This is a genomic window from Nonomuraea sp. NPDC049152 (assembly GCF_040648355.1).
GTDB lineage: Bacteria > Actinomycetota > Actinomycetes > Streptosporangiales > Streptosporangiaceae > Nonomuraea.
In genome coordinates, this window is record NZ_JBEZDO010000001.1 from 118,628 (window position 1) to 136,458 (window position 17,831).

Annotated in this window: 12 protein-coding genes and 1 tRNA gene; 4 read left to right on the top strand and 9 right to left on the bottom strand. The window is 69.2% G+C overall.

Translation table 11 applies throughout. The annotated features are described in order from the left end of the window. Positions 1-21: 21 nt before the first annotated feature. Both AB0B45_RS00595 and AB0B45_RS00600 read right to left on the bottom strand, forming a co-directional pair. Positions 22-1,182, bottom strand: coding sequence for a branched-chain amino acid ABC transporter substrate-binding protein (locus AB0B45_RS00595; RefSeq protein WP_358124683.1), 1,161 nt, complete (start codon positions 1,180-1,182; stop codon positions 22-24). Positions 1,183-1,542: 360 nt separating this feature from the next. Next, positions 1,543-2,127, bottom strand: coding sequence for a response regulator (locus tag AB0B45_RS00600; RefSeq protein WP_358123341.1), 585 nt, complete (start codon positions 2,125-2,127; stop codon positions 1,543-1,545). A 106-nt stretch (positions 2,128-2,233) separates the two neighbouring features. On the opposite strand from AB0B45_RS00600, the gene AB0B45_RS00605 reads away from it, so the two are divergent. From AB0B45_RS00605 to dapD, 4 genes are all read left to right on the top strand, one after another. Further along, a tRNA-Leu gene (locus tag AB0B45_RS00605) sits at positions 2,234-2,309 on the top strand. A 300-nt stretch (positions 2,310-2,609) separates the two neighbouring features. After that, positions 2,610-3,467, top strand: coding sequence for an aminoglycoside phosphotransferase family protein (locus tag AB0B45_RS00610; RefSeq protein WP_358123343.1), 858 nt, complete (start codon positions 2,610-2,612; stop codon positions 3,465-3,467). Positions 3,468-3,864: 397 nt separating this feature from the next. Then, the gene (locus AB0B45_RS00615) at positions 3,865-4,284 is read left to right on the top strand and encodes a pyridoxamine 5'-phosphate oxidase family protein (RefSeq protein WP_358123345.1); all 420 of its coding nucleotides are present in this window, start codon (positions 3,865-3,867) and stop codon (positions 4,282-4,284) included. 21 nt (positions 4,285-4,305) lie between these two features. Then, a complete protein-coding gene (gene dapD / locus AB0B45_RS00620; RefSeq protein WP_358123347.1) occupies positions 4,306-5,271 on the top strand; it encodes a 2,3,4,5-tetrahydropyridine-2,6-dicarboxylate N-succinyltransferase in 966 nt (321 codons plus the stop codon). Between the two features lie 202 nt (positions 5,272-5,473). Here dapD and pyk read toward each other — a convergent pair whose 3' ends face one another. The 7 genes from pyk to gltB all read right to left on the bottom strand — a co-directional run bounded on the left by pyk (position 5,474) and on the right by gltB (position 17,730). Beyond that, positions 5,474-6,904 carry a pyruvate kinase gene (gene pyk, locus AB0B45_RS00625; RefSeq protein WP_358123349.1) on the bottom strand — a complete coding sequence of 477 codons (1,431 nt, stop codon included), beginning with the start codon at positions 6,902-6,904 and terminating at the stop codon, positions 5,474-5,476. Between the two features lie 35 nt (positions 6,905-6,939). Continuing rightward, positions 6,940-7,332, bottom strand: a complete 393-nt coding sequence (locus AB0B45_RS00630; protein WP_358123351.1) for a DUF2784 domain-containing protein — start codon at positions 7,330-7,332, stop codon at positions 6,940-6,942. A gap of 184 nt (positions 7,333-7,516) precedes the next feature. Beyond that, positions 7,517-9,250 (bottom strand): S8 family serine peptidase, encoded by a 1,734-nt coding sequence (locus tag AB0B45_RS00635; protein WP_358123353.1) that lies wholly within the window; start codon positions 9,248-9,250, stop codon positions 7,517-7,519. 180 nt (positions 9,251-9,430) lie between these two features. Then, the gene (locus AB0B45_RS00640; RefSeq protein ID WP_358123355.1) at positions 9,431-10,888 is read right to left on the bottom strand and encodes an MDR family MFS transporter; all 1,458 of its coding nucleotides are present in this window, start codon (positions 10,886-10,888) and stop codon (positions 9,431-9,433) included. 100 nt (positions 10,889-10,988) lie between these two features. Then, positions 10,989-11,573 (bottom strand): TetR/AcrR family transcriptional regulator, encoded by a 585-nt coding sequence (locus tag AB0B45_RS00645; protein ID WP_358123357.1) that lies wholly within the window; start codon positions 11,571-11,573, stop codon positions 10,989-10,991. Positions 11,574-11,758: 185 nt separating this feature from the next. Beyond that, positions 11,759-13,210 carry a glutamate synthase subunit beta gene (locus AB0B45_RS00650; RefSeq protein WP_358123359.1) on the bottom strand — a complete coding sequence of 484 codons (1,452 nt, stop codon included), beginning with the start codon at positions 13,208-13,210 and terminating at the stop codon, positions 11,759-11,761. Positions 13,211-13,221: 11 nt separating this feature from the next. Beyond that, positions 13,222-17,730 carry a glutamate synthase large subunit gene (gltB, locus tag AB0B45_RS00655; RefSeq protein WP_358123361.1) on the bottom strand — a complete coding sequence of 1,503 codons (4,509 nt, stop codon included), beginning with the start codon at positions 17,728-17,730 and terminating at the stop codon, positions 13,222-13,224. Positions 17,731-17,831 lie beyond the last annotated feature (101 nt).

A 17,831-nucleotide genomic window follows, 5' to 3' on the forward strand; every position in this document is an offset into this window, starting at 1 on the left:
TGAGAGACAGGCGGGAGACCGTTACCCGAGCTTGGCCTCGGAGGCCTTGCCGAGCAGGGTGATGTTGCCGCCCTTGACCTGGTACATGTAGATGTCCTTGGCCACAACCTCACCATTGGACTCGAACTTCACCTGCTTGGAAACGCCGGGGAAGTCGACCGTCTGGATGAAGGTGTTGATGTCCTCGGGCGTCACCTTACCGGCCTTGATCGCCTCGATGTAGACCGACGCGGCGTCGAAGCCCTCCGTGGCGTAGATGGCCGGCTCGGCCTTGTAGGCGGTCTTGTAGTCGGCCGCGAACTTCTTGACCTTCTCGTCGGTCACGTCAGGCGTGGCGATGTAGCAGGGGCAGCCCACGAGCGCACCCTCCGCGTTGGCCGCGCCGGCGCCCTCGATGAGGCCCTTGTCCAGCGTGCCGTCACCGCTGAAGAACTTCGCGTCCTTCACGCCCTTGTCGCGCAGCTGCTTGAGCAGCGGGCCGGCCGCCGCGTAGTAGCCGCCGAAGAAGATGGCGTCGGGCTTGCCCGCGGCCACCTTGTTGACGACCGAGGAGAAGTCGCTCTCCGCCGGGTCGAGCGAGTCGTCGGTGACGGTCGCGCCCTTGGCCTTCAGCTGCGCGCGGACAGCGTCGGCCAGCGGCTTGCCGTACTCGGACTTGTCGTCGATGACGAAGACGTTCTTGGCCGCGGCGGCGCCGGCGATGAAGTCGGCGATGCCGGGACCCTGCACACCGTCGTTCGGAAGCACACGGTGCCAGAACTTCCAGCCGTTCTGCGCGAGCGCGGCGTTGGTCGCCGAAGCCGAGACGCTGGGAATCTTCGCCTCTTCGAGCACCGGCGCCACCTGGGCGGACTCACCGGAGAACGCAGGGCCGATCAGCGCGACGATCTTATCGGTCTTGATGGCCTGCTGGGCGAGACCGACGGCCTTGGTGGCGTCAGCCTGGCTGTCGTACTCCACCATCTCGATCTTGACCTTGGGGTTCGTCGCGTTGTACTGGTCAATGGCCAGCTTCGCGCCGTTCCTGGGCGGAATGACAATACCGGCGTTGGAACCAGTCAGGTCGCCCATGAAGCCAATCTTGACAGTGGTGGGCGCCGCTTCACCGCCACCGGGCGCCGCCGATCCGGCGGGAGCTTCAGAGCCACCGCCGCACGCGGCGAGACCGAGCGTGAGAGCCATACCAACGGCAAGCGCGCCGCCGAAGCGAGCAATCTTTGGCCGCAAGGCTGCCTTCCTTTCGCCTGATCCTTTGTCAGGACCGGATTCGCAGAGTCATGCCCATGCGGGGATGACCCAGGGGGTTGTGACGGTTAGTACAGCCAGGAGATGTCACGGGTTGGTACAGCGGACACCCTCGTTACCGCTTCGTTATTACACCGATCCTTTACGGCTACCGCAGCGAATTGAAAGGGCAAAGAACCTCAAAGGAACGTTCCACGGTACGAAACGACCGGTGGACGCTTCCGCACATCAGAGGACACGCTGAGGTGAAATCGGTCAGCCGACGCGACCCCGGGTGCTCGGAATGCCGCCGATTTCTCAGCTCTGCTTCGCCGCGTCCTCCACGACGATCTGTGCCACCTCGCGCATGCTCAGCCGGCGGTCCATCGACGCCTTCTGGATCCATCTGAACGCCTGCGGCTCGCTCCAGCCGTGCTGGGCCATCAGCAGGCCCTTGGCGCGCTCGACGAGCTTGCGGGTCTCCAGCCGGCCCGACAGCGAGGACACCTCGGCCGCCAGCGCGACCATCTCCTCGTGCCTGCTGACCGCCATCTCGATCGCCGGGACGAGGTCCGCCTTCGTGAACGGCTTGACCAGGTACGCCATGGCGCCCGCGTCACGCGCCCGCTCCACCAGGTCACGCTGGGAGAAGGCGGTGAGGATGAGGCAGGGGGCGATCCTGTCCGCGACGATCCGCTCGGCGGCGGAGATGCCGTCGAGGATGGGCATCTTCACGTCGAGGATCACCAGGTCGGGGCGGAGCTCGGTGGCCAGCTTGATCGCATGCTCACCGTCACCGGCTTCGCCCACGACGATGTAGCCGTCCTCCTGGAGCATCTCCTTGAGGTCGAGGCGGATCAGTGCCTCGTCTTCCGCGATCACCACTCGCCGCTGCGTACTCACGAGCAGAAGACTACCGACGTCCGCTAGATTAGATCCACGCTGGCGTCCGGAGTGATCCACCACGGTGGGTAGACTCGGGGCCCAGAACCGGACAAGTCCGAAAAATGCCCCGATATCCCAATGGCAGAGGAAATGGTCTCAAACACCATCGAGTGTGGGTTCGAATCCCACTCGGGGCACCATCACCTCCCGGCAGGCCTCGTCCGCGGAGCGACGGCCCCGATCCTGCCGGTGACGCTCGCGAACCGTTGACCGGGCGCGTTCCCACCGCCCGAAATCCGGTGGCTTCGCGATCTCTCGATCACGGACGATGTCCCGAGGCGCCAGGAAGGGCTGCTCGTCGGCGGCCGGCCTGGGTAGGCACGCAGGCGTGGCGCGCTGCCTCTCCAGGGGCGACGCGCTGGACCACGTCCACCCCTCGCCGGCCGAGGATCCCGATCGCGGCCTGGTCACCTGGGCACGCGCGGGACTGGGTGTTCAGGGTGGCGACCGACGGGCGCGCTGCGGCGGAGATCGCGCGGGAGGTGGCCGGACTGACAGGCTGGATCGAGGAACCGCTGGCGGGCGGCGGGATCAACCAGGTGAGCAGGGTGGGCGCGACGGTCCGCAGGCCGGTCGGTCCGTGGACGCCGACGGTTCACCGCCTGCTCGAGCACGTGGCGGCGGCCGGGTTCGGCGGCGCGCCCCGCGCCCACGGGTTCGACCCGGAAGGGCGCGAGATCCTCGACTTCGTCCCCGGTGAGGTCGCCCACTACCCGGCGCCCGATCACACGTGGAGCGAGGCGACGCTGCGGCGGATCGGCGTGATGCTGCGCGACTACCACGACGCGACCGAGGGGTTCGCCTCGGACGGGCCCTGGTACCTGCCGCCGCGCGAGCCCGCCGAGGTGATCTGTCATGGCGACGTCGCGCCGTACAACACGGTGTTCCGCGACGGGCTGCCTGTGGCCTTCATCGACTTCGACACCGTCCATCCTGGGCCGCGGCTGTGGGACGTGGCGTATGCGGCCTACCGGTTCGTCCCACTGAGCGCCGGTGGCGACGTGGGCGACGTGGGCGAGCAGGCGCGGCGGCTGCGGATCTTCTGCGACGCCTACGGCCTCTCTGCGGCCGACAGGCCCGGCCTGCCGCTCATGGTCCGCGAACGGTTGCACACGCTGGTCGCCCTCATGCACGCGAGGGCGTCCGCGGGCGAGGCCGCCTTCGCCAGGCATCTGGCCGACGGGCACCACACGCTCTACCTCGCCGACGCCGAGCATGTCGTCCGCCACGCCGCCGCGCTGGTCGAGGCCCTTTCTGCCGGGCGTCCAGAACGGTTTGGTGACGACGTCTCTGCGTGACCAGCCGCGGTCGTCGCTCTGCCTCCACCGCGCCGAAGACCGCCTCGTCGTCCGGTACAGCGCGCAGCATCGGCCCGAACGCCACGGCGGCCGTCTCCTCCCCCGCGAACAAGTGGTACGGCGCGCCCTGCAGGAGCGTGAGCTTGCCCTCCGGTTTGGTGAAGGAGACCTCCTGGCCGCGGCGGGCGGTCCTGACCCAGGTCATGCCGGGCGAGACGTGGTCGTAGCCGACGAGGTCGAGGCACTCCCATGCGGGGCGTGCCGCCAGACGGAGTACGTGCGCAGGGTCAGGGGGCCGTGGACGAGCACGCGGACCCGCCGGTCCCCGGTGCGGCTCGGTTGGGATCGCGCTGGATGGGGATGTTCACCAGCGACATGATCCGTAAAGGGGGCGGGGATGGCGCTGACCGTGTTGGACCGTGAGTCGTTCCTGGCAGAGCCGCACATCGGGGTACTGGCCGTACAGGATGAGCAGGGGCGCGGACCGCTGGCCGTGCCGGTCTGGTACCACTACGCGCCCGGTGGCGAGGTGGCCTTCCTGACCGACGGCGACTCACGCAAAGCCGAGTTGATCACCAAGGCGGGGCGGTTCGCCATGCTCGCCCAGAGGACGATCCCCACCTATCGTTATGTCTCGGTCGAAGGTCCAGTCATCGCCTCCAATCCGACCACCGTCGACGAGATGACCAAGATCGCCGGACGCTACCTCCACGAGGACGCCATCGAGGGCTACCTCGCCCAGTCGAACCTCTCGGTGCTCGTGACCTTCCACATGCGTCCCGAGCGCTGGCTGTCGGCCGACCTGGGCACCGTCTGACCCTCCGGTATTTTGTGGCGTGTGACTGCAATCGATCCCACCAGCACCGGCGCTCACGGCGTCGGGCTTGCCACCATCGCCGCCGACGGCACGGTCCTCGACACCTGGTTCCCCGCACCAGAGCTGGGCGAGCCGCCCTCCGTGGGCACCCAGCGCCTGTCCGCCGAGGAGGCCGGTGACCTCGCCGCGCTGATCGGCAAGGACGACGCCCGCGGGGTCGAGGTGGTCGCCGTGCGCACCGGCATCGCCAAGCTGTCGGAGGCGCCCGCCGACGCCCACGACGCCTACCTGCGCCTGCACCTGCTGTCCGCCCGCCTCGTGCGCCCCCACGGCCTGAACCTGGACGGGCTGTTCGGCAAGCTCGCCAACGTCGTGTGGACCAACCACGGCCCGTGCGCGGTCGACGGGTTCGAGCAGACGAGGGTACGGCTGCGCGCCAGGGGCACGGTGACCGTCTACGGCGTGGACAAGTTCCCGCGGATGGTCGACTACGTGGTGCCCTCAGGCGTGCGCGTCGCCGACGCCGACAGGGTACGGCTCGGCGCCCACCTGGCCAGTGGCACCACGGTCATGCACGAGGGCTTCGTGAACTTCAACGCGGGAACGCTCGGCACGTCCATGGTGGAGGGGCGGATCTCGGCGGGCGTCGTGGTCGGCGACGGCTCCGACGTGGGCGGCGGCGCCTCGATCATGGGCACGCTGTCCGGCGGCGGCAAGGAGGTCATCTCGATCGGCGAGCGCTGCCTGCTGGGCGCGAACGCGGGCGTCGGCATCTCGCTGGGGGATGACTGCGTGGTGGAGGCCGGACTGTACGTGACGGCCGGCACCAAGCTGGCGCTTCCTGACGGCCGCGTGGTCAAGGGCAAGGAACTGTCCGGCGCGAACGGGCTGCTGCTGCGCAGGAACTCGCAGACGGGGGCGGTGGAGGCGGTTCCGCGCACCGGAACGGGGGTCGAGCTGAACGCGGCCCTGCACGCCAACGACTGACCGGAACACCCGGCATCGCCGACCGGGCCGGCCCGGTCGGCGACAGTCAGCCGAACAGCTCCTCGGGCGCTCGAGATCTCGAGTGCCCGAGCGAGCCACGTGCGCACCGGTTCGGGGTCGCGGCAGGCGAGGATGCGCGGCAGGTCCCCTGCCGGGGTTTCAGGGCGTACGAGCTTCGCGCAGTGACGCGAGGACCGTGCCGTCAGTGGGCGTGGGAGACCGCGGAGCCGATCGTGTGGACGCGGAGGGCGTTCGTCGAGCCCGGCGTGCCGGGAGGGGAGCCCGCCACGATGACGACCTTGTCGCCCTTCTCCAGCCGTCCCAGGGACAGCAGCGAGGCCTCCACCTGCCTGACCATGTCGTCGGTGTGGTGCACGAACGGCACATGGAACGTCTCCACCCCCCACGTCAGCGACAGCTGACCGCGCACGTGCGGCGCCGAGGTGAACGCCAGCAGCGGGATCGGCGAGCGGTAGCGGGCCAGGCGGCGGGCCGTCTCGCCCGACATCGTGAACGCGACCAGCGCCTTCGCTCCGACGATGGCGCCGACCTCGGCCGCGGCGCGGGCGATGGCGCCGCCGGTGGTCTCCGGGAGGCGGTCGAGGCTGTGGGTGGCGCGCAGGGAGGACTTCTCCGCGGCGCAGGCGATGCGATCCATCGTGGCGACGGACTCGATGGGGAAGTCGCCGACCGAGGTCTCGCCGGACAGCATGACCGCGTCGGCGCCGTCCATGACGGCGTAGGCGACGTCGGAGGCCTCGGCGCGGGTGGGGCGCGGGGCGTTCATCATCGAGTCGAGCATCTGGGTGGCCACGATGACCGGGCGGGCCTTCTCACGGCACAGCTCGATGATGCGCCGCTGGACGATCGGCACCTCTTCGAGGGGCAGCTCGACGCCGAGGTCGCCGCGGGCGACCATGATGCCGTCGAACGCCTCGACGATCTCGGGGAGCCGCTCCACGGCCTGGGGCTTCTCGATCTTGGCGAGCAGCGGGAGCCGTACGGCCTCCTGCTCCATGATGTTGCGGACCACGTCGGCGTCGGAGGGGCGGCGCACGAACGACAGGGCGATCATGTCGAACCCGGTGCGCAGGGCCCAGCGCAGGTCGGCCTCGTCCTTGTCGGTGAGGGCGGGGGCGCTGACGTTGACGCCCGGCAGGTTGAGGCCCTTGTTGTTGGAGATCATGCCGCCGATGACGACGCGGGTGGTGACGCGCTGGCCGTCGACGCGGGTGACCTCGAGCACGACGCGGCCGTCGTCGATGAGGATGGTGTCGCCCGCGCGCACGTCGCCGGGCAGGCCTTTGTAGGTGGTGGAGACCTGCTCGCGGTCGCCGGGGACCTCTTCGGTGGTGATGGTGAAGACGTCACCGAACCCGAGACGGACGGGGCCTTCCTCGAACGTGCCGATGCGGATCTTGGGACCCTGCAGGTCGGCGAGCACGCCTACACCCCGGCCGAGGTCGGCCGCCACCTCCCGCACCCGGTCGAAGACCTCTTTGTGCAGCTCATGAGTGCCATGGCTGAGGTTGAAGCGGGCAACGTCCATGCCTGCGCCGATCAGCTCTCGGAGCCGGTCGGCTGAGGAAGTGGCAGGACCGAGGGTACAGACGATTTTCGCGCGACGAGTCACGTGTCCTACCTTAATTGGTACAGACCACTTGGCAGTCACGCGCGGGAGAAATCCCGGTGACGACGTCTCCACAGGTACCCGACCCAGGAGGTAACTACAAGGACGGCCACGCCGAGCCGTACGAGGTTGGTGTATTCCTCCGGATAGACGACGCCCTCGATGTAGTGGTCGATGAATCCGGAGGGCGTCAGCCCCGCCATCCCGGCCTGACGCCGTCCCCAGTCCTCGGCGAGGGTCAGTGGGCACTCGATGCCGGTGACGATGGAGAGCACGCCCCAGCCGGCGACCGCGAGGTGCGCGCGGATGGTGCGCGGCCACCGCCAGGCGAGGAAGCCGCCGACCGCCATGTAGGCGAGGAACAGGAAGTGCGCGGCCATCGCGGCGTCCGCGACCAGCCGGTACACCATTCCATCCGGTACGGCGAGCACGAGACAGCTCCTCTGTGGTCACCGGCCGGCGACTGCCTGGTCGACGCCACTCGGGCGCGACGGCGGGCCGCCGTCACATCGCCCCTGAAGACGCCGTCCCGAAGACGCCGAGCCGGAAACCGAACCCTCACCTCATGTCTACCTCGCCGAGCCCGTCATCCGGCGAACTCATGCGGGAACGGAGTCAGGGCGCGATGGTCGCCGCCTTGTAGGCGTTGACCACTCCCCTGCCGTAGAACCCGTTCTTGGCCGTGTCGCCCTCGCAGAGGTGCGTCTCCTCCTGGCCGAAGTACCGGTACTTGTAGGCCCGCGGCATCGGGCACGCCTTCGGTGTCGCGCTCGAGTACAGCAGCCGCTCCAGCGACGCGGGAGCCAGCGCGACCCCGCCGGGGCCCGGCCTGCCGAAGCGGCTGATCAGGATCGCGGCGACACCCGTGGCGTGGGGCGCGGCCATGGAGGTGCCGTCGAGGTACTGGTAGTAGGAGCACTCGCCGCCCTGGCAGTCGCGGACGACCTCCGACGTCTTCGGCGCCCCCGTCGCGTCGATCTTGTTCGTCGCGCGCAGCACGGCCGTGGGCACCGCGGCCAGGATGGACCTGGTCGCCGAGACGCCGCCGCCGTCGAGCGCGTCGCCGCCCGGCGCGGACAGGTCCGTCTGCTCGACGCCGTAGTCGGAGTAGACCGCCTTGCGCCCGGAAGGGCCGAGCGCGGAGATCGAGATGACGCCGTTCGATTCCGCGGGGACGTTCAGGCAGGAGTTGTCGATCGTGCGGTCCCGCTGACCGTTCTTGGGGTAATTGGGGCTCTCGTCGTCCTTGGTCGGGTTTCCCAGGTCGGTGGAGCCGTTGCCGAGCGCGGTGATGAGCGTGACGCCCTTGCCGCGGGCGTAGTCGATCGCGCGCTGCATGCCGGTGATGATGCCGCGCTGCTCCAGCCGTTCGCGCGCGCTGTCGGCCTTGTTGTTCGTGCAGTTGAACAGCCAGGGGTCGATGTAGTAGCTCATGTTCACCACGTCGATGCCGTTGTCGGCGGCGTAGGTGAGGGCGTCGAGGGTGGGCTTGAGGAAGAACATGCCCGAGTCCTGGCCCGTTCTGAGGTTGACCAGCTGGACGTTGGGGGCGACGCCCGCGATGCCCTTGCCGTTGATCGGGGAACCGATCGTGCTGGCGACGTGGGTGCCGTGGCCGTCGTCGTCGACGTCGACGGGGTCCTTGCAGCTCGTGACCTCGCAGGCCCCGTCGAGCGGCTGACCGTTGGGGTCCTTCGGCCGGTCGGTGACGAAGTTGCGGCTGAGCTGGCGGTTGAAGTTGGGGGCGATGTCGGGGTGCTTGCCGTCGATGCCGGTGTCGAGGACGCCGACGAGCACCTTCTTGTCACCTGGCGCGATCGCGTGGGCGCGGTCGGCTCCGATCATCTTCATGTCCCACTGCCTGGAGGCCAGCGGTTCGAGCGCCTTCTTGCCGGGTGCCACCTTCTTGCCGGGTGCCACCTTCAGGCCGGGGGCCACGTCCGGCCCCGCCGCTCGCGCCGGCGCGAAAGGCCCTTCGGCGACCGATGGCCGCCCCGTGTCCGTCCGGCCTGCGGCCCACTCGGAATGGAGGGAGGACCATCCCCTGCTGGTCGCGGCCGAGGTGAACCCGATCGGGCGGTCGGTGGAGATCCCCACGATCGCCTCGTCATTGCCGAGTGTGTCGAGGAACGACGCCACCACTCCATGTGCCACCACGTAGCCGAGCCTCGGTTCGGTCGACAACGTCCGGCCGCCGCTCGTCTCGATCGCCTTCAGCGCCTTGCCCTGGCCGCCCGTCGCATAGAAGACCAGATAGTCGGTGCCAGGAGAAGTGTCCAGTCGTGGTGGGGCGACGGCCGCGCAGGCGGCGAGCGGCATCGCCATCGCCGCCGCCACAATTCCGTACATGATCCGCTGCATTGAAACCCCCCGTTTTCGCTCACCGCACGCACACGAGGGGAGCATCCTCTCGACACCATTCCCCGTCTGCAACTTATTCACCCTTTTGCGTGATTTATCGCATCCTTTGCTGAAAATTGGCGGCGAGCGATGCTTAGCTGCACCGCTCGCCGTACAGAAATAAGGGCCTCAGTTCGCGCTGAGGCGTGTGTCGGGGAGGACGGCCAGCAGGACGGCGCTGAGGGCCAGGATCGGGACGAGCCAGACGAAGACCCCGGTGATGGCGTCGGAGAAGGCCAGCTGGGTCGCGTGCCGGGCCGCCTCGGGCAGGCGCTGGACGAGGTCGGAGGTGACCGACGAGCCGACGTCGCCCAGGCCGAGCCTGGAGGTGAAGACCGCGCCCAGCACCGACACGCCCACCGCGCCGCCGATGCCCCTGGCGAAGGTGACCGCCGAGGTCGCCGCTCCCCTGTCACGCTCGGGGCTGTTCGTCTGCACGGCGAGCAGGAGGTTCTGCATGCTCATCCCGAGCCCCGCGCCGAACAGGACCATGTAGGCCCCCGACACGAAGCCGCTGGTGCCCAGGTCCATGGTCGCGAACAGCGCCGCGGCGATCGCCGTCAGCGTCAGGCCCGTCACGACGAACGGCTTGTAGCGGCTGAGGCGCGTCACCAGCTGCCCCGAAACGGTCGACGAGACGATCATGCCCACCATCATCGGGATCAGCAGCAGCCCCGAGTCGGCGGCGCCGGCCCCGGTCGCCAGCTGCAGGAACATCGGCAGGAACGTCGCCGCGCCGAGCATGCCCGTGGCGACGAGCACGACGCCGCCCACGATGAGCGCGAACGTCCTGTCGCGGAACAGGTGCAGCGGCAGGACGGGCTCGGCCGCCGACCGTTCGACGACCACGAACAGCGCCAGCAGCGCCGCCGCTCCCACGCCCAATCCGATGATCACCGGCGAGGTCCACGCGTGGACGGTCCCTCCCCACGCGGCGAACAGCGTCAGGCAGGTCAGCACGCCCCCGATCAGCGTGAACCCGAGCCAGTCGATGCGGTGCGGCGACGTACGGCGGGGCAGGCGCAGCACGGTGGCCGCCACGGCCAGCGCGACGACGCCGATCGGCAGGTTGATGTAGAAGATCCACCGCCAGTCGAACCGCTCGGTGAGGTAGCCGCCGAGGACGGGCCCCGCGATCGAGGCCAGGGCCATGACGCCGCCGAAGATGCCCTGATACCTGGCGCGCTCCCGTGGCGTGGCGATGTCGGCGGCGATGGTCATGGTGAGCACCATGAGGCCGCCGGCGCCGACGCCCTGGAAGGCGCGGAAGGCGATCAGCTGGGCCATCGACTGGGCGAGACCGCACAGCGCGGAGCCGGCGAGGAACAGGACGATGGCCGAGAGGTACAGGCGCTTGCGCCCGTACATGTCGCTGAGCTTGCCGTAGAGGGGCGTGGCGATGCCGGAGGTGAGGGCGAACGCGGTGACCAGCCATGACATGTGCTCGAGGCCGTGGAGCTCGCCGACGATGGTGGGCAGGGCGGTCGCCACGACGGTCTGGTCGAGGGCGGCCAGGAACATGGTCAGCATCAGGGCTGCCATGTTGACCAGCAGCCCGCGCTGGGGCGGGGCTGTTGTCGCTACCATAGGTGTCTCTCCTTGCTTCTTTTCCGAGGGCAGGAGGAATCGGCGGCGATCGGGGGTGCCACCCCGGTCGCCGCTTTACTGGGTCAGAGGCCGTGCCGGTTCAGAGGCCCTGTTCGATCAGGTCGAAGGCGCGGTCGACGAGCGCCTCCAGCGGAGGCCCTTCCCTTTCGGCCATCGACTCCTGGACGGCGGAGAACACCGCGCCGAACGACGCGACCACGATCAGCCGCGCGCGCAGGCCGTCGTGGCCCGCGCGCTCCTTCACGGTGTCGAGAACCATCTCCAGCAGGCGCCGCTGGTCGGCGACTCCGGCCTTGAGCGCGAGCTCGGGGTGTCGCCTGTGCAGCTCCTGCATCGGCCCCATCCCCTCGAACATCAGCCGGAAGCCGGTGGCCAGGTCTTTCATGATCGCGCGGAACGACGTCATGATCGGCTCGTCCCGCGGGCGGGCGGTCAGCGCTTCGACCAGGTCCTCCGGGGTGAACGCCGGCTCCATCACGAGCGCTTCGTCCTTGGAGGCGAAATAGTTGAAGAAGGTCCGGGGGGAGATGTCGGCCGCCTCGCTGATGGCCTCGACGGTCGCGGCGTCGAGCCCGTTGTCGAGCGCGATCCGCACCGCGGCCATCCGGATGGCCTGACGCTTCTCGGCTCGGCGCCGCTCTCTTCGAGCTTGCGGGCTCTCCATGACGTGCACTCTACGCATTCTTTGCAGACCCTGCAACAGATGCAGGGTATGCAAAACTGGGGGCATCTCTTGGGGAGGCCCGGGGGTTGAGGTTGGCGGGGTGATCTGGTGGGGCCCCGCCTGCCGTACGAAATGAGGAACGCCCGCCCGAGGAGACCTCGGGCGGGCGTTTTACGAAAGGATCGTCACACCAGCGGGCGTGCCGTCGGCAGGATCGGGTACGGCAACGCCGTCTCGCCGGTCAGGAACCGGTCCACGCCCGACGCGGCCGCCCGCCCCTCGGCGATGGCCCAGACGATGAGCGACTGTCCCCGGCCCATGTCCCCCGCGACGAACACCCCGTCGACGTTGGTCATGTAGGTCTTGTCGCGCGCCACGTTCCCCCTGGCGTCGTACTCCACGCCGAGGTCCTGCAGCAGCGCCCCCTTCTCAGGTCCGAGGAAGCCCATCGACAGCGTGACCAGCTCGGCCGGGATCTCCCGCTCGGTGCCGGGGATCGGCTTGAAGCCCGTCTGCGGCCCCTCGACCTCGACCAGGCGCAGCGCCCGCACGTTGCCCTCGGCGTCGCCCGTGAACTCCGTCGTGGAGACCGCGTAGACCCTGTCGCCGTCGCCGTCGGACAGCTCCTCGTGGGCGCTCTCCATCTTGAACAGGATGGGGAACGTCGGCCACGGCTGCGAGCCGGGCCGCCCGGCCGGCGGCTGCGGCATGATCTCCAGCTGGGTCACCGAGGCGGCCCCCTGGCGGATCGCGGTGCCGATGCAGTCGGCTCCCGTGTCACCGCCGCCGATCACCACGACGTGCTTGCCGCGGGCGTTGATCGGGGAGTCCTCGAAGTCCTTGTTGGCGGGCGGCAGGTACTCCATCGCCTGGTAGACGCCCTTGAGGTCGCGTCCTGCGACCGGCAGGTCACGCCAGGCGGTGGCGCCGCCCGACAGCACGACCGCGTCGAACTCCTCGCGCAGCTGGGCGGCGGTGATGTCGACGCCGACGTTCACCGAGGTCCTGAACTCGGTGCCCTCGGCCCGCATCTGGTCGAGGCGCCTGTCGATGTGGCGCTTCTCCATCTTGAACTCGGGGATGCCGTAGCGGAGCAACCCGCCGATGGCGTCGGCCCGCTCGAAGACCACGACGTCGTGGCCCGCGCGGGTGAGCTGCTGGGCGGCGGCCAGGCCCGCGGGGCCCGAGCCGACGACCGCGACCTTCTTGCCGGTCCTGTTGGTGGGCGGCTGCGGCGTCACCCATCCCTCGGTGAAGGCGTGGTCGATGATCTCGACCTCGACCCGCTTGATAGCCACGGGGTCGGAGTTGATGCCGAGCACGCACGCCGCCTCGCACGGGGCGGGGCAGAGCCTGCCGGTGAACTCGGGGAAGTTGTTCGTGGCGTGCAGCCGCTCGATCGCCTCGCGCCAGTCGTGGCGGTAGACGAGGTCGTTCCACTCGGGGATGAGGTTCCCGAGCGGGCAGCCGTTGTGGCAGAACGGGATGCCGCAGTCCATGCAGCGGGCGGCCTGCTTGGTCAGCTTCGGCGCGGGGAAGTCCTCGTAGACCTCCCGCCAGTCGCGGATGCGGACGTCGACGGGGCGGCGCGCGGGCAGCTCCCGGTCGTGCGTGAGGAAACCCTTGGGGTCGGCCATGGTGCGCCTCCTTAACCCTGAACCGCGGCGGTCATGACCGCCTCGTCGATGTCCCTGCCTTCGATGCGGGCGGCCTCGGCGGCCTGCAGCACCCGCTTGTAGTCGGTCGGCATGATCTTGCCGAACCTCGTGAGCGCGTCGTCCCAGTCGGCCAGCAGCTCCTTGGCGACGGGCGAGCCCGTCTCCTCGAAGTGCCTGCCGACGATCTCGTGCAGGAACTGCGCGTCGTTGTCGGTCAGTGGCTCGATGGCGACCATCTCGCGGTTGACTCGCTCGGCCCGCAGGTCGAGCAGGTAGGCGATGCCTCCCGACATGCCGGCGGCGAAGTTGCGTCCGGTCTGGCCGAGCACGACGACCTTGCCGCCCGTCATGTACTCGCAGCCGTGGTCGCCCACGCCCTCGACGACCGCGGTGGCGCCGGAGTTGCGGACGCAGAAGCGCTCGCCCACCACGCCGCGGATGAACACCTCTCCCGACGTCGCACCGTAAAGGGTGACATTTCCGGAAATGATCTGACCGTCCAGCGGGGCGGTGTCGTGCGGGCGCACCGAGATCCTGCCGCCCGACAGGCCCTTGCCGAGATAGTCGTTGGCGTCGCCGGTCAGCCGCAGCGTGACCCCTCGCGGCACGAACGCGCCGAAGGAGTTGCCCGCCGAGCCGGTGAAGCTGATGTCGATCGTGTCGTCAGGCAGTCCCTCGCCGCCGTACCGCTTGGTCACCTCGTAGCCGAGCATGGTGCCGACGGTGCGGTTGACGTTGCGGATCGGCAGGTCGAGCGTGACGGGGGTGCCGTGCTCCAGCGCACCCTCCGCCAGGGCGATGAGCGTGTTGTCGAGCGCGTGCTCCAGGCCGTGGTCCTGAGCGACCGTACGGCGCAGCGCCGTCCCCTCGGGCAGCTCGGGCAGGTGCAGGATCGGCGACAGGTCGAGGCCGTTGGCCTTCCAGTGGTCCTCGGCCGCGCTCATGTCGAGCAGCTCGACATGCCCGATCGCCTCGTCGAGCGAGCGGAAGCCCAGCTCGGCGAGGTACTCGCGGATCTCCTCCGCGATGAACTCGAAGAAGTTCACCACGAACTCGGGCTTGCCGCTGAAGCGGCTGCGCAGCTCGGGGTTCTGGGTGGCGACGCCGACGGGGCAGGTGTCGAGGTGGCAGACGCGCATCATGACGCAGCCGGAGACGACCAGAGGGGCGGTGGCGAAGCCGTACTCCTCGGCGCCGAGCAGGGCGGCGATGACCACGTCGCGGCCGGTCTTGAGCTGGCCGTCGACCTGGACGACGATGCGGTCGCGCAGGCCGTTCAGCAGCAGCGTCTGCTGGGTCTCGGCCAGGCCGAGCTCCCACGGGGCGCCCGCGTGCTTGAGCGAGGTCAGCGGGGAGGCCCCCGTGCCGCCGTCGTGGCCGGAGATCAGCACGACGTCGGCGTGCGCCTTGGAGACGCCCGCGGCGACCGTGCCGACGCCGACCTCGGCGACCAGCTTCACGTGGACCCTGGAGACCGGGTTGGCGTTCTTCAGGTCGTGGATGAGCTGGGCCAGGTCCTCGATGGAGTAGATGTCGTGGTGCGGCGGCGGCGAGATCAGGCCGACGCCCGGGGTGGAGTGCCTGGTCTTGGCGATCCACGGGTAGACCTTGTGGCCGGGGAGCTGGCCACCCTCGCCGGGCTTGGCGCCCTGGGCCATCTTGATCTGCAGGTCGTCGGCGTTGACCAGGTACTCGCTCGTCACGCCGAAGCGGCCGCTGGCCACCTGCTTGATGGCGCTGCGCCTGGTGAGGTCGTACAGGCGCCCTGGCTCCTCGCCGCCTTCGCCGGTGTTGGACTTGCCGCCGAGCCTGTTCATCGCGATGGCGAGCGTCTCGTGCGCCTCCATCGAGATGGAGCCGTAGGACATGGCGCCGGTGGAGAACCGCTTGACGATCTCGGAGACGGGCTCGACCTCGTCCAGCGGCACCGGCGTCCTGCCGGAGGCGAACCTGAACAGCCCGCGCAGCGTCATCAGCCGCTCGGCCTGCGAGTCGACCAGGCTCGTGTACTCCTTGAAGATCTCGTAGCGGCGGCTGCGCGTGGCGTGCTGCAGCTTGAAGACCGTCTCGGGGTTGAACAGGTGCGGCTCGCCCTCACGCCGCCACTGGTACTCGCCGCCCACGTTGAGCCGCCGGTGGGCGTTCTCCGCGCGGGGGTAGGCGTGGCGGTGACGCGCGGCGGCCTCCCTGGCGAGCACGTCGAAGCCGACGCCGCCCAGGCGCGAGGTGGTGCCGACGAAGCAGGTGTCGATGACCTCCTCGCCCAGGCCGAGCGCCTCGAAGATCTGCGCGCCGGTGTAGCTGGCGACCGTGGACACGCCCATCTTGGACATGACCTTGATGACGCCCTTGCCGTACGCCTTGATGAGGTTGCGCACAGCCTTGTGCTTGTCGACCTGGAGCATGCCGGTGTCGACCATGTCCTCGACGGTCTCGATCGCGAGGTAGGGGTTGACGGCGCCGGCGCCGTACCCGATGAGCAGCGCCATGTGGTGGCACTCGCGCGCCTCGCCGGTCTCGATGACCAGGCCGATCTTGGTGCGGGTCTTCTCTGCGATGAGGTGGTGGTGGACCGCGCCGGTCAGCAGCAGCGACGGGATCGGCGCGAGCCGCTCGGAGAAGCCGCGGTCGGACAGCACGATGATGCGCGCGCCGCCCGCGATCGCCTCGGAGACCTCGGCGCAGATGGCGGCGAGCCTGTCGCGCAACGCCTGTCCGCCGCCCGCCACCTCGTAAAGGCCGCTCACGACATAGGGGTGGAAACCGGGCAGGTGGCCCTCGTCGTTGATGTGGATGATCTTGGCGAGCTCGTCGTTGTCGATCACCGGGTACGGCAGGACGAGCTGCCTGCACGAGGAGGGGCCCGGGTTGAGCAGGTTGCCCTCGGGGCCGAGCGTGCTGGCCAGCGAGGTGACGAGCTCCTCGCGGATGGCGTCCAGCGGCGGGTTGGTGACCTGGGCGAACAGCTGGCTGAAGTAGTCGAACAGCAGCCTCGGCTTCTCGCTGAGCACGGCGACGGGCGTGTCGGTGCCCATCGACCCGATCGGCTCCTGGCCGTTGGTGGCCATCGGCGACAGGATGATCCGCAGCTCTTCCTCGGTGTAGCCGAACGTCTGCTGCCGCTTGACCAGCGCCTCGTGCGTGGGGATCTCGTGGGCGCGGGCGGGCAGCTCCTCGAAGCGCACCAGGCCGGCGTGCAGCCAGTCCTCGTACGGCAGCGCGGCGGCCAGCTCGGCCTTGATCTCGTCGTCCTCGATGATCTTGCCGCGGGCGGTGTCGATGAGGAACATGCGGCCCGGCTGCAGGCGGCCCTTGCGGACGACGTCCTCGGGCGCGAAGTCGAGCACACCGGCCTCGGAGGCCAGCACGACCAGGCCGTCGGCGGTCACCCAGAACCGGCCCGGACGCAGTCCGTTGCGGTCGAGGACCGCTCCGGCCAGCGTGCCGTCGGTGAAGGTGATCGAGGCGGGGCCGTCCCACGCCTCCATCATCGAGGAGTGGAACTCGTAGAAGGCCCGGCGATCCGGGTCCATCTCGGTGTGGTTCTCCCACGCCTCGGGGATCATCATCAGCACCGCGTGCGGCAGCGAGCGACCGCCCAGGTGCAGCAGCTCCAGCGTCTCGTCGAAGGAGGCGGTGTCGGAGCCGTCGGGGTCGCAGATCGGGAAGAGCCGCTCGAGGTCGCCGGGGATGAGGTCGGAGGCCAGCATGGCCTCGCGGGCGCGCATCCAGTTGCGGTTGCCCTTGACCGTGTTGATCTCGCCGTTGTGGGCGATGTAACGGTAGGGGTGCGCCAGGGGCCAGCTCGGGAAGGTGTTGGTCGAGAAGCGCGAGTGCACCAGCGCGATGGCGGTGTCGTAGCGCTCGTCGGACAGGTCGGGGAAGAAGGGCTCGACCTGCAGCGGGGTGAGCATGCCCTTGTAGACCAGCGTGCGGCTGGACAGCGAGGGGAAGTAGACGTCCGCCTCGTGCTCGGCCCGCTTGCGCAGGCAGAAGGCGAGCCTGTCCAGCTCCAGGCCGCTCTCGCCCTTCGGGCTCGACACGAACAGCTGGCCGAAGTACGGCATGACCGCGCGGGCGCTCGGGCCCGCGTTCGAGGTGTCCACGGGGACCTCGCGCCAGCCGAGAACCGTCAGGCCCTCCTCCGCCGCGATCTCCTCGATGAGGCGCACGGCCACCTGCCGCGCCTCGCCGTCGAAGGGCAGGAAAGCCATGCCCACGGCGTAGTGGCCCTGCTCGGGCAGGGGGAAGTCGGTGGCGGACCTGAGGAAGAGGTCCGGGATCTGCGTCAGGATCCCGGCGCCGTCGCCGGTGTCCGGCTCGCTACCCTTCGCTCCCCGGTGGTCGAGATTGCACAGGGCCGTCAGAGCCTTCACGACGATTCCGTGGCCACGTCGCCCGTTCACGTCCGCGACCATCGCGACGCCGCAGGCGTCGTGCTCGTTGGCGGGGTGGTAGAGGCCCTGGGGCTCGGGGAACCCGAGGTGGGCAGCAGGCATTGAATCCCTCCCGTCGTCATCGTCTGCTTTGGTGTTGCAGGCGGGGACGACGTTGGCCCTGCTGCTGATTCAGTGGATAGAGGGTATCGCACCCTGTCGGA

Excerpts from the sequence above, each read along its gene's own strand:
- AB0B45_RS00595 (WP_358124683.1), bottom strand. The coding sequence starts at position 1,182 with ATGGCTCTCACGCTCGGTCTCGCCGCGTGCGGCGGTGGCTCTGAAGCT.
- AB0B45_RS00615 (WP_358123345.1), top strand. The coding sequence starts at position 3,865 with ATGGCGCTGACCGTGTTGGACCGTGAGTCGTTCCTGGCAGAGCCGCAC.
- AB0B45_RS00635 (WP_358123353.1), bottom strand. The coding sequence starts at position 9,250 with ATGTACGGAATTGTGGCGGCGGCGATGGCGATGCCGCTCGCCGCCTGC.
- AB0B45_RS00640 (WP_358123355.1), bottom strand. The coding sequence starts at position 10,888 with ATGGTAGCGACAACAGCCCCGCCCCAGCGCGGGCTGCTGGTCAACATG.
- AB0B45_RS00645 (WP_358123357.1), bottom strand. The coding sequence starts at position 11,573 with ATGGAGAGCCCGCAAGCTCGAAGAGAGCGGCGCCGAGCCGAGAAGCGT.
- AB0B45_RS00650 (WP_358123359.1), bottom strand. The coding sequence starts at position 13,210 with ATGGCCGACCCCAAGGGTTTCCTCACGCACGACCGGGAGCTGCCCGCG.
- gltB (WP_358123361.1), bottom strand. The coding sequence starts at position 17,730 with ATGCCTGCTGCCCACCTCGGGTTCCCCGAGCCCCAGGGCCTCTACCAC.